This window comes from Janthinobacterium sp. 17J80-10 (assembly GCF_004114795.1).
Lineage (GTDB): Bacteria > Pseudomonadota > Gammaproteobacteria > Burkholderiales > Burkholderiaceae_D > Paucimonas.
On record NZ_CP035311.1, the window covers coordinates 3,604,481 to 3,619,985 of the forward strand.

Below are 15,505 nucleotides of genomic sequence, written 5' to 3' on the forward strand. Positions count from 1 at the left end.
ACGTCAGAAATAATGGTCTTGCGATCGCCTGCAAGCCCAAATTAAAGAACAAGAAAATGCTCACCGTCTAAGGAGACGCTCATGCCGCCCATTACCGAAACTGAATTGAATGACAGCCTTGCTTCGGCGAACTCGATTTCATCTGCAACGCTGGTCAATGGGCGGGTATCTACAGAAACCGATGTAGACTGGTATCGACTTACAGTAGATGCTCCAGGCGCACTCAACCTGACATTCGATGCAGCGAGCAACAGCGCATACTATGCCTATTTCAAGGTAGCGATTACCAATGCAAGTGGCGCCGTATTGAGCCAGATGACTACCGGCGAAGATTTTTCGGTTGGTTTGAATATCGCTGCCGCCGGCACATATTACATATCCGTTGGGGCCGCCTGGGCATACAACTACTCTACTGACGTATACAGCTTTAGCGTCAACAGCACCGCAACAAATCCAGACTACGAAACCGAATCAAACAATTCGCGCGCCACCGCCAATTCCGTTTCATCGGGGAGTACTGTCACGGGACAACTTGCGACTGCCAGCGACACGGACTATTACGCAATTTCAGTGGGCGCGTCTGGTGTATTGAATGTAAATTTTGATGCACCCGCCACATACGATTTCAATATCGGCGTGTATGACAGCGCCGGAAATTTGCTTGCGCAACGGCGCACAGGCAGCGATGTCACTTTCAATGTCGGCACTGCAGCGAGCGGAACATATTACGTTTCCTTGTCCGCGGCGGACACTTACCAGGTTCCGACAAATCCGTACTCGCTGACATTGACATCGACGGCAGGTGGCTCGGCAGCTTATGAATCGGAAGAAAACAATACACAGGATACTGCAGACTCCCTCACGCAAGCCGCCCCGATTTCAGGCCAACTGCACTCCTCGTCGGATGTCGACTGGTACGCACTTGCAATCTCCGCACCCGGCAGCGTCAATATTACTTTCGATTCCCCCAGCGACAGCCCCTATTACGCTTACTTCACCGTCACTGTGACCGACGCGAACGGCAATATCCTGGCAGGGCAACACACTGGAAGTGACTTCTCCTTTAATTTTGGCGTTGCCGAGGCGGGCACCTATTACGTCGCCGTGTCCTCCGATTATTTCCAGGTCGACAGCAACGCCTACACCCTGACCATGGCGGCGGCGGCCGGCGGACAGGCCGCATATGAAAGTGAATTGAACAATAGCCGGGAAACCGCTGACCAGGTACAACAAGGTTCGCCCATCTCCGGTCAACTTTCATCGGAAGCGGACACGGACTGGTTTGCATTATCGGTCGCCGCCCCGGGCGTGCTTCAACTGACATTCGATTCGCCGGTCAGCAGCCCGTACTATGACTATTTCCGGGTCACGGTGACAGACAATGCAGGGAATCTACTGGCAAGCCAGATCACCGGACAGGATTTTTCATTCAACGTCGGCGTCTATGCGCCTGGAACTTACTATGCAGCAGTAACTTACACAGGGTCCAATCTCGACAGCAATCCCTACGCCTTAACCATGGCTGCGACGGTCGGCGGCCAGGCTGCATATGAAAACGAAGCAAACAATTCCCTCGCGAGTGCGACTTCGCTTACGCTAAGCGCCCCCGTTGCCGGGCAATTGTCATCCCAGTCAGATGTCGACTGGTATGCGATATCCGTGGACGGCTCCACAGGATTAAATATCGTATTTGACTCTCCTGCCATTTCTGCATATGACTATTTTAGAATTTCAATAGCAGATTCCAGTGGCATCATCGTCGCCTCCTATAAGGCCGATCCCGATCTTTCTGCCTATATCGGACTTAATGCAGCTGGTACATACTATGTTTCGGTCGGCCTTAACTATATGGCCTATGACGAAAATTTTTACAGCCTGACCGCCAGCACGACAGCCATCGACCCGACATTTGAAAGGGAAATGAATGGCACGCGCGACAGTGCCAATGCCGTGGTACTGGGGCAAAGTATTTCAGGTCAGGTAGGATCGAATGCAGACCTGGATTATTTTTCAGTAACGGTTTCTGTGCCTGGTGTGCTTCATGTCGGTTTCGATGCACCGGAATATTCGAGCGGTGATTACGGCGCATTCAGGCTCTCGGTATTTGATCAGGGCGGGACGCTCCTCGCCACGCGTACAACGTCCACTGACATGGTGTTCGATCTCGGCGCGCACGCAGCGGGCACCTATTATGTTTCGGTCGACATGCTGCAGTCAGTTTACGGCATCAACAGCAGTCCATATGACCTGACATTGTCTGCAACCGCCGGTGGCCAGGCGGCATATGAAGGCGAAGGCAACAACACGCAACAATCTGCCGATCTCGTGACTTCAGGTGCGACTGTCGAAGGCCAGATCGCTGTTAGCGGTGATATCGATTACTTTATGCTGGAAGTCGACACGGCTGGCGTGATCAACATCGACTTCGACGCACCAGCGCACATTTCAGGCTGGTTCAGGGTCTCGGTATATGACGAATCCGGGACTTTGCTCGCAGGCACAGAATCCACACAAGACATGTCCTTCAATGTAGGCGCCCACTCCCCAGGCACTTACTATGTTTCAATCGGCATGAAGGAGTCAGGCTGGACAAATGAACAACCCTATCATGTGACAATGACGGCAACTGCAGGCGGCCAATCCGCCTACGAGGGGGAATCCAACGACACAGTGGGCAACGCCGACCAGATTGCTTTTGGCGTTGCAGTTAACGGGCAGTTATCAGTTATTACCGATGTTGACTATTTTGCGGTGTCGGTCGATGGGCCAGACAGCCTGCTCGACATTGTATGGGATGACCCGGACGACACCACCACTCTCCAAGATTTCACAATCTCTGTCCGTGATTCCACAAATGCCCTGCTCGCACAATGGAGCGGCGACGTGGATGGCTCATACCAGTTCGCTGCAAGTACTGGCGAATATTTTGTGACCATTGCAGCAACAGGCTACTATTACAACCCGGATTTCTACAACATCACGGTAAACAAATCGTCCACTGGATGGGGTGACGATTTTGGGCAAACCATGTCCACCGCAGGTGCTATTGCCCTTGATACTTCGGTTGCCGGCAACATCAGCATGGCGGGTGACAGTGACTGGTTCAGTGTCGATCTTGAAGGAGGCATGTCATACAAAATTGATTTAAAAGGTAGCAGCAGCAACTCCGGGACATTGCTGGATCCTCTCCTTAAGATCTACGATAGCGCAGGCCAGCTCGTGCAAACCGTCGATGACGGCACGGGGAACTGGAGTAGCTACGACAGCCAGGTAACGTTCATGGCAGCCAGCAGCGGGACATATTATTTCGCCGCAAACGCTGATGCCTCGCTCGGAAATGGCCAAACTGGCACTTACTCGCTTTCGATTTCACGAGACGATGAATATTCTGCCACGTCCACGACAACCGGGACGCTTGCGCCCAACGGGGTTGCGTCTGGCAGGATTAATTTTGCAAACGATGTGGATTGGGTAAAGGTATCGCTGGAAGCGGGTAAAGTCTATACGTTCCAGGCAGAGTCCCAGCTCAACTGGATAAGCCCCGACCTCAAGCTCTCGCTTTATCTTGCCAACGGCACCTTGGTGGAGCAGGCAGACGACATCGATATCATCACAGGCGGGAACTATTCTCTTAAATTGACTCCTGAACTGGCCTATGTGGCGCCAGTTTCCGGTGAATATTATCTTGCCGTTGAGGGAAAGGGTTGGACAGGTGATTATTCGCTCCAGGCATACAATGAAACTGTCCAATCTTACGTCAATGATCTGCTGCTGGGCCTGAAATGGGGCGCAGACGCCATGGGCACTGGGCAGACAATTACCTACAGTTTCCCCACTGCGCTGGATCCTTATTATGAAGGATACGTGAATGGTTTCCAGCCCTTCACCAATGCACAAAGCCTGGATGCCATCGAGATCATGCAGCAATGGTCGTCTCTGGCAAATATCCTGTTTACCCAGGTTGACGGCAACGGCAACATTGACTTCAACTGGGCGGATGGCAGCGATTTCTTTGATTCCAGCGTCGCCGCAGTGACTCTGCTTTATGCTACTTCCCAGTATTCCACGCAGTTCGCCGAGACCGATGTGTTCATGAACAACGCGACACTGGGCGCGAATGTCGATCCACTGCCTGGCCAGTTCGAATACTTCACCCTGTTGCACGAAATTGGCCACGCCATCGGCCTGGATCATCCAGGAAGCTATGGCGACAAGAGCTCCAATTTCCTGCCGCACGCCCTGGATAACCAGGCCTTTACGGTTATGTCGTATCTGGAAAAGCTGGATTCAAACATCTGGAACCTGAATCCTGGCATCCTGGATATCGCAACCATACAGTACTTGTATGGCGCCAACATGACCACCAATGCCAGCGATACCAACTACGTCTATTCGGATATAACCGAGTACCACGGCGCGATCTGGGATGCGGGCGGCAACGACACGCTCGATGCCAGCAACCAGACGATTGATGCCCGGTTGTTCCTGACCGCGGGTACCCTGAGCTCGATTGGCCCTGTCACGGGCGGCGGTGCTGCGCACAACAATGTCGGTATTGCCTTTGGTGTCCAAATCGAAAATGCCAGGGGCGGCAGCGGCAATGATCTTATCATCGGCAATAACGTGGCCAACAATTTGCAAGGCGGCAGTGGCAACGACACGCTGATTGGTAGCGAAGGTGCCGATACGCTGGATGGTGGTGCCGGGATGGACACGGCGGACTACAGCAATGCTGTCAGTGGGATTAACGCCAATCTTTCCGGATCAATTGTTAGCAATGACGGCAGCGTGTCGGGCACCGGATCAGTCGATCTACTCATTGATATTGAAAATCTGGCAGGTTCCGCCTTTGCCGATTTCCTGGTAGGCAGCGATGTTGCCAACCAGATCTATGGCAATGAAGGCAACGATACCATTTTTGGCTATGCCGGTAATGATGTCATTAGCGCTGGCGAAGGCAATGATGTACTGGTTGGCGGAACTGGTGCCGACACCCTGATTGGTGGCACCGGTAACGATATCTATTACGTGGACGATGCAGGTGACTCCATTACCGAGGCAGGATCCGCAGGCACGGACCACGTCATCAGTGCAGTTTCATTTACGCTTTCTGCGAATATCGAATATCTGCAATTGACGGATAGCGCTTTTAGCGGCACGGGCAATGCACTGAATAATTCGCTGAGCGGCACTATCGGCAATAACATTCTTGACGGTGCAGCAGGTGCCGATACCCTCTTAGGGGAAGCGGGCAACGATACACTGATTGGCGGCGCCGGCAACGATTACCTGCATGGTGGCGATGGGATTGATACTGCCAGCTTTAGCGGCATGACTGGCGCGGTCACCGCCAGCCTGACGGACGGATCTGCCAGCAATGACGGATCCGGCTGGATCGATACTTTCATCAGCATCGAAAATCTGACAGGCGGCGCCGGCGACGATACGCTCTCCGGCGATGCTGCCGGCAACCGCATTGCTGGAGGTGCAGGTGCCGATAGCCTTGCCGGACTGGATGGCAACGATGTCCTGCAGGGCGATGCGGGCAATGACTCCGTTGCCGGCGGCAATGGCAACGACTACCTGACCGGCGGTGCCGGCATCGATACCCTGAATGGTGGCGCCGGCACCGACGTGGCCGATTACCGCGACGTCGTGGCGGCCATCAATGTCAACCTTGGCACGGGCATCACGGCCAACGATGGCGAAGGCGGCACCGATATCTTGATCGCCATTGAGAACATCATCGGCGGCGCTGGCAACGACACCCTCACGGGCGATGCCCTGGCCAACCGCCTCGAAGGCCGCAACGGCAACGACAACCTCGTCGGCGGCGACGGCAGCGATACCCTGGTGGGCGGCGCCGGCTTTGACACCCTCAACGGCGGCCTCGGCACCGACTTTGCCGATTACACGGCCCTGGCCGTGGCCGTCAACGTCAACCTCGCCACCGGCATTGCTTCTGCCGATGGCTCGGGCGCAACCGACACCCTGATCGGCATCGACAATATCCTGGGCGGCACCGGCAACGATACCCTGACGGGGGACGCCAACGGCAACCGCCTCGAAGGCCGCAATGGCAATGATTCGCTGGTCGGCGGCGCCGGCAATGACACCTTTCTGGGTGGCAATGGCGCTGACACCATGGATGGCGGCATCGGCACCGACTTCCTCGACTACAGCACCGCCACGGCCGCCGTCACCGCCAATCTTGCCACCGGCACCACCAGCAACGATGGCACCGGCGCCATCGATACCTTCACCGGCATGGAATACCTGATCGGCGGCTCGGCCGGCGACTTCCTCACGGGCGATGCCGCCAACAACCGCATCGAGGGCCGCAACGGCAATGATTCCCTCGTCGGGGCTGACGGCAGCGACACGCTCACGGGCGATGCCGGCAACGATACCCTCGATGGCGGCAATGCCGCCGATACCCTGATCGGTGGTGCAGGCGCGGACGTCATGGATGGCGGCGCCGGCGTGGATGTGCTCGATTACCGCCTGCAGACCGGCGGCGTCAATGCCAACCTCTTGACCGGCACAGCGAGTAATGATGGCAGCGGCAGCATCGATACCCTGGCCAACTTCGAGAACATGATTGGCGGTACCGGTTCAGACACCCTGACGGGCGACGCCGGCAACAACCGCATCGAAGGCTTGTCGGGCAATGACAACATCGATGGCGGCGATGGCGCCGACACCCTGATCGGCGGCCTGGGAGCAGACACCATCAATGGCGGCAATGGCGTGGACATGCTCGACTACACCTCGACCGGCACGTCGGTCACGGTCAACCTGCTGGCCGGCACGGCGTCCGATGGTTCCGGCACCGATACGGTCCTGAATGTGGAAAACATCAATGGCGGCTCGGGTGCGGATACCCTCATCGGTGACGCCGGCAACAACCGCATCGATGGCAGCTTTGGCAGCGACAGCCTGTCGGGTGGCGATGGCAACGATACCCTCATCGGCGGCACCGGCTTTGATACCTTGAATGGCGGCAATGGCATCGACCTGGTCGATTACACCGCAATGACGGGGGCGGTCACGGTGAACCTGGGCACCGGCACGGCTTCCGACAGCACCGGCGGCACCGATACCCTGCTCAACGTGGAATATGTCAATGGCGGATCTGCCGGCGACACCCTCATCGGCAATGCGGCCAACAACCGCATCGAGGGTCGCAATGGCAACGACACCATCACCGGGGCTGCGGGCAGTGACACGCTCATTGGCGGCGCCGGCAATGACGTCTTCCGCTTCGTCACCACGGCGGACGGCAGCGACACGCTCTCCGACTTCACCTCGGGCACGGATACGATCCAGGTCGTGGCGGGCAACTTCGGCCTGACGGCCGGGGCGGCAGTCACGCTCCTGTCGGGCGCCAGCACGCCCACGGTGTCGGGTGCCGGCGCCGAGTTCCTGTACAACACCACGTCGGGCGCCTTGTTCTTTGACCGCGATGGCACGGGCAGCACTTATGCGGCTACCCAGATCGCCACCCTGGCCGGATCCAAGACCCTTGTCGCAGCGGATATTCAGGTCGTCAGCGCTTAAAAACAATCCCTGATTATTCAGGGATCTCGTTGTTTTCCAACCCCGGCACGTGCCGGGGTTTTTATTTATTTAACAATGTTTCACCCAAGATTGTTGTATTTTTGATAAAATTTATGATTCACTGGTAAACCGTTTAAACAACACCCTCCTGGACGAACGCAATGGCAGATCTGATCAACAACCTGGGCGGAGCCGCAGGCTTTGGCGAAGGTTATATTCCCCGCAGCGATGACCAGTTTGTCACGATCGATTTGACGCAGATTTTCGGCGCACAGGGCTTGAATTTTTTCGGTAGGAATTACACCAGCCTTTCAATGGCGGACAACGGCAACATCACTTTTGGCTCGGGCGGATTAACCGCATTTGAGCCTTTCGGCATGACAAACGGCGGCTATGCCATGATTGCGCCATTTTATGCCGATGTTGAAACACACTTAGAAGGTGATCCAGGGTATGAGCCAAACACGGTCACACCCACCCCAGGCGGGACATCGCAAGGATCGGATGCAGTCTGGTTCGATGCCGATTCCACCGGCTACGGCACATTCACCGTCACTTGGGATGACGTCAAATATTTTGAGAGCACAACCGAGAAACTGAATGCGTTCCAGCTGCAATTGATTGGTACGGGCAACGGCAATTTCGATATCGTCTTTCGCTATGAATCAATTAACTGGACCACCGGGAGCTCCAGCGGCGGTGTAGATGGGCTGGGGGGAACCATTGCGCGCGCGGGATTCTCCCCTGGTGACGGCAGTGGATGGTACGAACTACCAGTATCAGGCAACCAGGATGGCATGCTGCTTCTGGAGGATTTGCCCGGCAACACAGGTACTGAAGGCTATTACCGCTTCAGCGTTCAGAACGGCACAACCATCGGCGAAAGTATCGAGGGCGACAATACTGACAACCTGCTCGCTGGCGCGGATGGGGATGACCTTATTAGCGGCTACGATGGCAACGATATGCTGGTCGGCAATGCAGGCAGCGACACGCTGACCGGCGGTGCAGGCGATGACAGCTACACTACTGACGGGATCGATACGCTCATCGAAAATCCTGATGAAGGCATCGACACCGTCTTTTCCAGCGCGACTTATACGCTCGAAGCAAATCTAGAAAACCTGATTTTAACTGGCACTGCCGCCGCCGATGGAACAGGAAATGCGCTAGATAATTTCATTTCCGGAAATGCCGGCAGCAATGTACTGGATGGCGGCGATGGCATTGACACTGTCGATTACTCTCGCTCCACTTATGGCATCTCGATTGATCTGTCTAACCCAGTCAATCAACTGGCCTGGATGAGTGACCAGGACAACGATACCGTAATCAATTTCGAGAATGTGCTCGGGTCGACTTACAACGACGAACTCACTGGCGACGCCGGCAACAATGTCCTGAACGGCAATCAAGGCACCGATTACATGACGGGCGGCGATGGCTCGGACACGTATTATGTGGAGAGCGAAAGCGACAACGTCACCGAAACCAATGAAGTCTCCGCCATAGGAGGCATTGACACGGTTGTCACCAAAATTACCTATACCTTGGGCAGCAACGTCGAAAACCTCGTACTTGCTTCTGATCTCGCCATCGACGGCACTGGCAATGCATTAAACAATACAATTTATTCGGGAGCTGGCGACAACATTATCGATGGCGGGGCGGGCATCGATCTCGTCAGTTACATGAATGCACTGGGCGGCGTCACCGTCGACCTGACTATCACTACAACGCAGAACACCATTGGTTCCGGCAATGACACCCTGCTCAATATCGAGCATCTCCAAGGCAGCATCATTGATAGTGACGATCTGCGGGGCAACTCCGGCAACAATATCCTGTATGGCCTCGGTGGCCTCGACACCTTGTCTGGAGCGGCGGGCAATGACACCCTGTCCGGAGGCGATGACAATGACCAACTCGCCGGTGGCGATGGCAATGATGTCCTGCAGGGCGATGCCGGCAACGACGCTGTTGCCGGCGGCAATGGCAACGACTACCTGGCCGGCGGTGCCGGCAACGACACCCTCGACGGCGGCGCCGGCACCGACGTGGCCGATTACCGCGACGTCGTGGCGGCCATCAACGTCAACCTTGGCACGGGCGTGACGGCCAACGATGGCGAAGGCGGCAGCGATACCTTGATCGCCATCGAGAACATCATCGGCGGTGCTGGCAACGACACCCTCACGGGCGATGCCCTGGCCAACCGCATCGAAGGCAGAGCCGGCAACGACAACCTCGTCGGCGGCGATGGCAGCGATACCCTGGTGGGCGGCGCTGGCTTTGACACCCTCAACGGGGGTCTCGGCACCGATTTTGCCGATTACACGGCCCTGGCCGTGGCAGTCAACGTCAACCTCGCCACCGGCATTGCTTCCGCCGATGGCTCGGGCGCAACGGACACCCTCATCGGCATCGACAATATCCTTGGCGGCACCGGCAACGATACCCTCACGGGGGATGCCAACGGCAACCGCCTCGAAGGCCGCAATGGCAATGATTCTCTGGTCGGCGGCGCCGGCAATGACACCTTCCTGGGTGGCAATGGCGCTGACACCATGGATGGCGGCATCGGCACCGACTTCCTCGACTACAGCACCGCCACGGCCGCTGTCACGGCCAATCTTGCCACCGGCACCACCAGCGATGACGGCACCGGCGCCATCGATACCTTCACCGGCATGGAATACCTCATCGGTGGCTCGGCGGGCGACTTCCTGACGGGCGATGCCGCCAACAACCGCATCGAGGGCCGCAACGGCAACGATTCCCTGGTGGGCGCCGATGGCAGCGACACGCTCACGGGCGATGCCGGCAACGATACCCTCGATGGCGGCAATGCCGCCGATACCCTGATCGGTGGTGCAGGCGCGGATGTGCTGGACGGCGGCGCCGGCATCGATGTGCTCGATTACCGCCTGCAGACCGGTGGCGTCAATGCCAACCTCTTGACCGGCACAGCGAGTAATGATGGCAGCGGCAGCATCGATACCCTGGCCAACTTCGAGAACATGATTGGCGGCACCGGGTCCGACACCCTGACGGGCGACGCCGGCAACAACCGCATCGAAGGCTTGTCGGGCAATGACAATATCGATGGCGGCGATGGCGCCGACACCCTGATCGGTGGCCTGGGAGCGGACACCATCAATGGCGGCAATGGCGTGGACATGCTGGACTACACCTCGACCGGCACGTCGGTCACGGTCAACCTGCTGGCGGGCACGGCCACGGATGGTTCCGGTACCGATACGGTCCTGAATGTGGAAAACATCAATGGCGGCTCGGGTGCGGATACCCTCATCGGTGACGCCGGCAACAACCGCATCGATGGCAGCTTTGGCAGCGACAGCCTGTCGGGTGGCGATGGCAACGATACCCTCATCGGCGGCACCGGCTTTGATACCCTGAATGGCGGCAATGGCATCGACCTGGTCGATTACACCGCCATGACGGGGGCGGTGACGGTGAACCTGGGCACCGGCACGGCGTCGGACAGCACCGGCGGCACCGATACCCTGGTCAACGTGGAATATGTCAATGGCGGTGCAGCCGGCGACACCCTCATTGGCAATGCGGCCAACAACCGCATCGAGGGTCGCAATGGCAATGACACCATCACCGGGGCTGCGGGCAGTGACACGCTCATTGGCGGCGCCGGCAATGACGTCTTCCGCTTCGTCACCACGGCTGACGGCAGCGATACCCTCTCCGACTTCACCTCGGGCACGGATGCGATCGCCGTCGTGGCGGGCAACTTCGGCCTGACGGCCGGGGCTGCCGTCACGCTCCTGTCGGGCGCCAGCACGCCCACGGTGTCGGGTGCGGGAGGACAGTTCCTGTACAACACCACGTCGGGCGCCTTGTTCTTTGACCGCGATGGCACGGGCAGCACTTATGCGGCTACCCAGATCGCCACCCTGGCCGGTTCCAAGACCCTTGTCGCAGCGGATATCCAGGTGGTGGCGTCGTAATATATCGGCAAAATCCCGCACAGAAGGCCGGCACGCAAGTGCCGGCCTTTCTATTCAATTAAACAACTGTTATTTTTCAGGTGCGAGTGACGATGGCCCACGCAATCCACTGGGCTATATACTAGGCGCCTGTCTCGCCAACCGCATTCCCGGAAAGGCGGCGGCATAACCATTATGTCCGGAGTTTCCCCGTGTCCAAAAACGAACAAGGCCGTCAGTCTTCCAACAATACCATTCTCGCTGCATTACGCAGCGACGAAGCCAGGCACAGGATCAGGAATTCCCGCCGTTTTACCCTCAACGATATCGCTTTGATCAGCGAGGCTTACGCCAGGCACGGAAACGCAGCCGGTGGCCCTTGGGACGAATTCAGAAATACCCACATGATTCTTCCCGACTGGTTTCGCGCCGATCTCGATCCGCTTTCCGACCAATACCGCCAGCAACAGGAACGCCTGTGGCAAGCGATATCCGGCACAGAACGCAATTACGACCCCAGTGTGGATGAACAAGAGGTCGAGGTCCGGGCCGATCCGGTTCGGCATCCCGGTTACATTGTGGCGCGCGACCCCTCGGCCATTGCCAATGCAGGCGACCATGTGATCGCGATGGGCATGATCATGAAACATTCTGGCCTAAGGGCTGGAAATTGGGCTCTTGAGTACGGCGCCGGATTTGGCCAGACAGCCCTGATGCTGGCGAGGATGGGCGTGAATGTCGACACCGTTGATATCTCGCCAACGTTTTGCCGCTATGTGAAGGAACAGGCAGATTTTTTTCAGGTGAACCTGACGCCCTTTCAAGGGGAATTCGGATTAAACCCACGCGAAAATCAAAAATACGACCTGATTTTCTTTTACGAGAGCTTTCATCATTGCCTGGATTTCAAAAATGTACTGAATTCACTCAAGGATCATCTGGCGCCTGGGGGCAAGATCCTGCTCGCGGGCGAGCCGATACAGGAGACAAACCTTGCCATCCCCTACCCTTGGGGCTTGCGCCTGGAGAGCGAAGTCGTGGCGGTTATTCGCAACCGCAAATGGTGCGAACTTGGGTTTACCTATGAATTCATTCAGGATGTTTTTACCACTAGCGGATTCTGCGCCGCTCCCAAAATCCCGTGTCCAATATCGCAGTTCGGAGAACTCCATACCTTTACCCTGCGCGCCGGACGCGTTAGCCTGAACAGCCATGGCATGTCCGCCCGCGACGCCGCCACCTGGCATGCGCCCGATCCATCCGGCAGGTGGACCAAAGAACGCTCATGCCTGACGCTGGATTCCTCGAATTCCTTCGAAGTGCTGGAAATCCATGCGATCAATCACCATCCATTTGTGCAAACCCTCGACGTCACATATGGTAATCAGCACGCCAGGGTCGAATTCCAACCCGGCGAACAAAAGGTCATCCAATTGAATGCGGCGACCAAAAATCCTGTGATTGTCTTTGAATCCAGAACATTTGTTCCGGCGAGCGACTATCCTGGCAATCCCTCCACCCACGCCAACAGCCCGACGCCGCCCACCGCACCGCAAGATCAGAGGGCGCTCGGCATTTTCATCTCCCATCTCGAATATGTTTGAACTGGCAAGATTCGCGGCAAAGATGCACCTGATATTTGCAAGACGTTGGCTGCATCCGACATCTCGGTAGTCACCGCCTGATACCGGTGGTAGCATATTGTCGACCGGCACACATGTGCCGGTCGTTTTATTTTCCCGAACCGATTCGGGACAGGATGTCGAGTAAATAATGATAGAAAATCAACTCGCTCAATCGCCGCCACCGGTTGAAGATGCCAGCACGGTTGCTGCGGACCCGCTTGGTACCGCCCTCCAGTGTTTCGTCACGGTCGCCCTGCACCATGGCTTGCAAACCTCGATCGAGCGGCTGCAGCGCGAGCATTCGATCGATCCCGCCGCCACAGGCAGGCTGGACTGGCTTGCCGACATCGCCGACGCGGAAGGCATGACAGCGCGCGCCCTGGACATGGCGGGCGCACCCTTGAATAGCGTGCACGAAGCTTTCCCCGCCATCGCCCGCCTTAAAAATGGCAATGCGGTGGTGCTGGTCGGCCTGCGTGAACAGGATGGCAAGAGCGAAGTTGCCGTCGTCGACCCGATGGCACGTCCCGCCAATGCCGTGTTCATGCTGCCGCTGGAGCAGTTTCAGCAAGCCTGGTCCGGCGAATTGCTGCTGCTGAAAAGGAAGTGGGCGCTTACCGATGAAAACCAGCCATTTGGCTTGCGCTGGTTTATTCCCGAAGTATTCAAGCAGCGCAAGCTGTTCCGCGATATTGCGATCGCCGCTCTGGCCCTGCATGGCCTGGCCCTGATCATCCCGATTTTTACGCAGCTGGTAATCGACAAGGTGATCGTGCACCAGAGTTATTCCACGTTGACGGTGCTGACGGCCGGGGTGGTGTTCGCGCTCCTTTTCGATGCCGCATTTTCATTCATCCGCAAGTATTTGCTGCTCGATGCAACCAACCGCATCGACATCCGGCTGGCAACCCGTACCTTTTCCCACCTGCTGAAGCTGCCGCTGAGTTATTTTGAAACCGGCACCGCCGGCGTCATCGTCAAGCACATGCAGCAGGCGGAAAAAATCCGCCAGTTCCTCACGGGCCGGTTATTTCTCACGCTGCTCGACGCATCGGTATTGATCGTTTTCCTGCCGGTGCTGTTTTCCTACTCGGCCAAGCTGGCCAGCATCGTGCTGGTATTTGCGCTGCTGATCGGCGCCGTGGTCATGGCCATGGTCAAGCCATTCCAGAGCCGCCTGCAAGCGCTTTACAATGCCGAAGGCGAGCGCCAGGCGATGCTGGTCGAGACCATCCAGGGCATGCGCACCGTCAAGTCGCTGGCGATCGAACCGCTGCGCCGCCGCGACTGGGAACAAAAGTCGGCGCAATCCATCGAGATGCATTTCCGCGTTGGCCAGATTTCCAATACGGCGCACACCATGATGACGCTGCTGGAAAAGCTGATGATGGTGACGCTGATTTCAGTTGGCGCGTATGCCGTCTTTGACAAGAACATCACGCTGGGTGCGCTGATCGCCTTCAACATGCTGTCCGGGCGGGTGGTGTCGCCGCTGGTGCAGATCGTCTCGCTGGTGCATGAATACCAGGAAACCGCGCTGTCGGTGCGCATGCTGGGCAATATCATGAACCGCCCGGTCGAAGGCGGACGCACCTCCGGCGGCCTGGAACCCCAGATCCAGGGAAAGATCGAGTTCGAGGATGTCAGCTTCCGCTATGCCCCCGGCACGGCGCCCGCCCTGAATCACCTCACCTTCACCATCCCCGCCGGCAAGGTTGTCGGCGTGGTGGGCCGCAGCGGCTCCGGCAAGACCACGCTGACCCGTATCCTGCAGGGCCTGTACCCGGTGCAGGAAGGCGTGGTGCGTTATGACGGCGTGGATATCCGTGAAATCGACCTCGCGCACCTGCGCCACAACATTGGCGTGGTCCTGCAGGATAACTTCCTGTTCAAGGGCACGATCCGTGAAAATATCGGCATCACCAAGCAACGCGCCACCTTTGATGAAATCGTCAATGCCGCGCGCCTGGCCGGCGCCGACGAATTCATCGAGCGCCTGCCGCAGGGCTATGACACGGTGCTGGAAGAAAACGGCGCCAACCTGTCCGGCGGGCAGAAGCAGCGCCTGGCAATCGCCCGCGCCCTGCTGCCGCAACCGAAGATCCTGATCCTGGACGAGGCAGCCAGCGCGCTGGACCCGGAATCGGAAGCGATTTTCCTGGAAAACCTGCACAAGCTGGTCGCCGGCAGGACCGTGATCATCGTTTCGCACCGCCTGTCGACGCTTACCGGCGCAGACGCCATTATCGTGATGAACCGCGGCTCGATCGTCGACGCGGGCCGGCACGAAGAGCTGATCAAGCGCTGCCAGATCTACAGCCACCTCTGGCAGCAGCAGACCCGGCATCTATAGGATCA

At 57.4% G+C, this 15,505-nt stretch carries 4 protein-coding genes; all 4 read left to right on the top strand.

Features of this window, described 5'->3' with window-relative positions; all coding sequences use genetic code 11:
- Positions 1-81: 81 nt before the first annotated feature.
- The 4 genes from EKL02_RS16080 to EKL02_RS16095 all read left to right on the top strand — a co-directional run bounded on the left by EKL02_RS16080 (position 82) and on the right by EKL02_RS16095 (position 15,500).
- Positions 82-7,560 carry a pre-peptidase C-terminal domain-containing protein gene (locus EKL02_RS16080; protein WP_128902975.1) on the top strand — a complete coding sequence of 2,493 codons (7,479 nt, stop codon included), beginning with the start codon at positions 82-84 and terminating at the stop codon, positions 7,558-7,560.
- 161 nt (positions 7,561-7,721) lie between these two features.
- A complete protein-coding gene (locus tag EKL02_RS16085; RefSeq protein WP_128902976.1) occupies positions 7,722-11,543 on the top strand; it encodes a nidogen-like domain-containing protein in 3,822 nt (1,273 codons plus the stop codon).
- Between the two features lie 191 nt (positions 11,544-11,734).
- On the top strand, positions 11,735-13,126 hold the full coding sequence (locus tag EKL02_RS16090) for a class I SAM-dependent methyltransferase (protein WP_128902977.1): 1,392 nt from the start codon (positions 11,735-11,737) through the stop codon (positions 13,124-13,126).
- Positions 13,127-13,295: 169 nt separating this feature from the next.
- A complete protein-coding gene (locus EKL02_RS16095; RefSeq protein WP_128902978.1) occupies positions 13,296-15,500 on the top strand; it encodes a peptidase domain-containing ABC transporter in 2,205 nt (734 codons plus the stop codon).
- Positions 15,501-15,505: the final 5 nt, after the last annotated feature.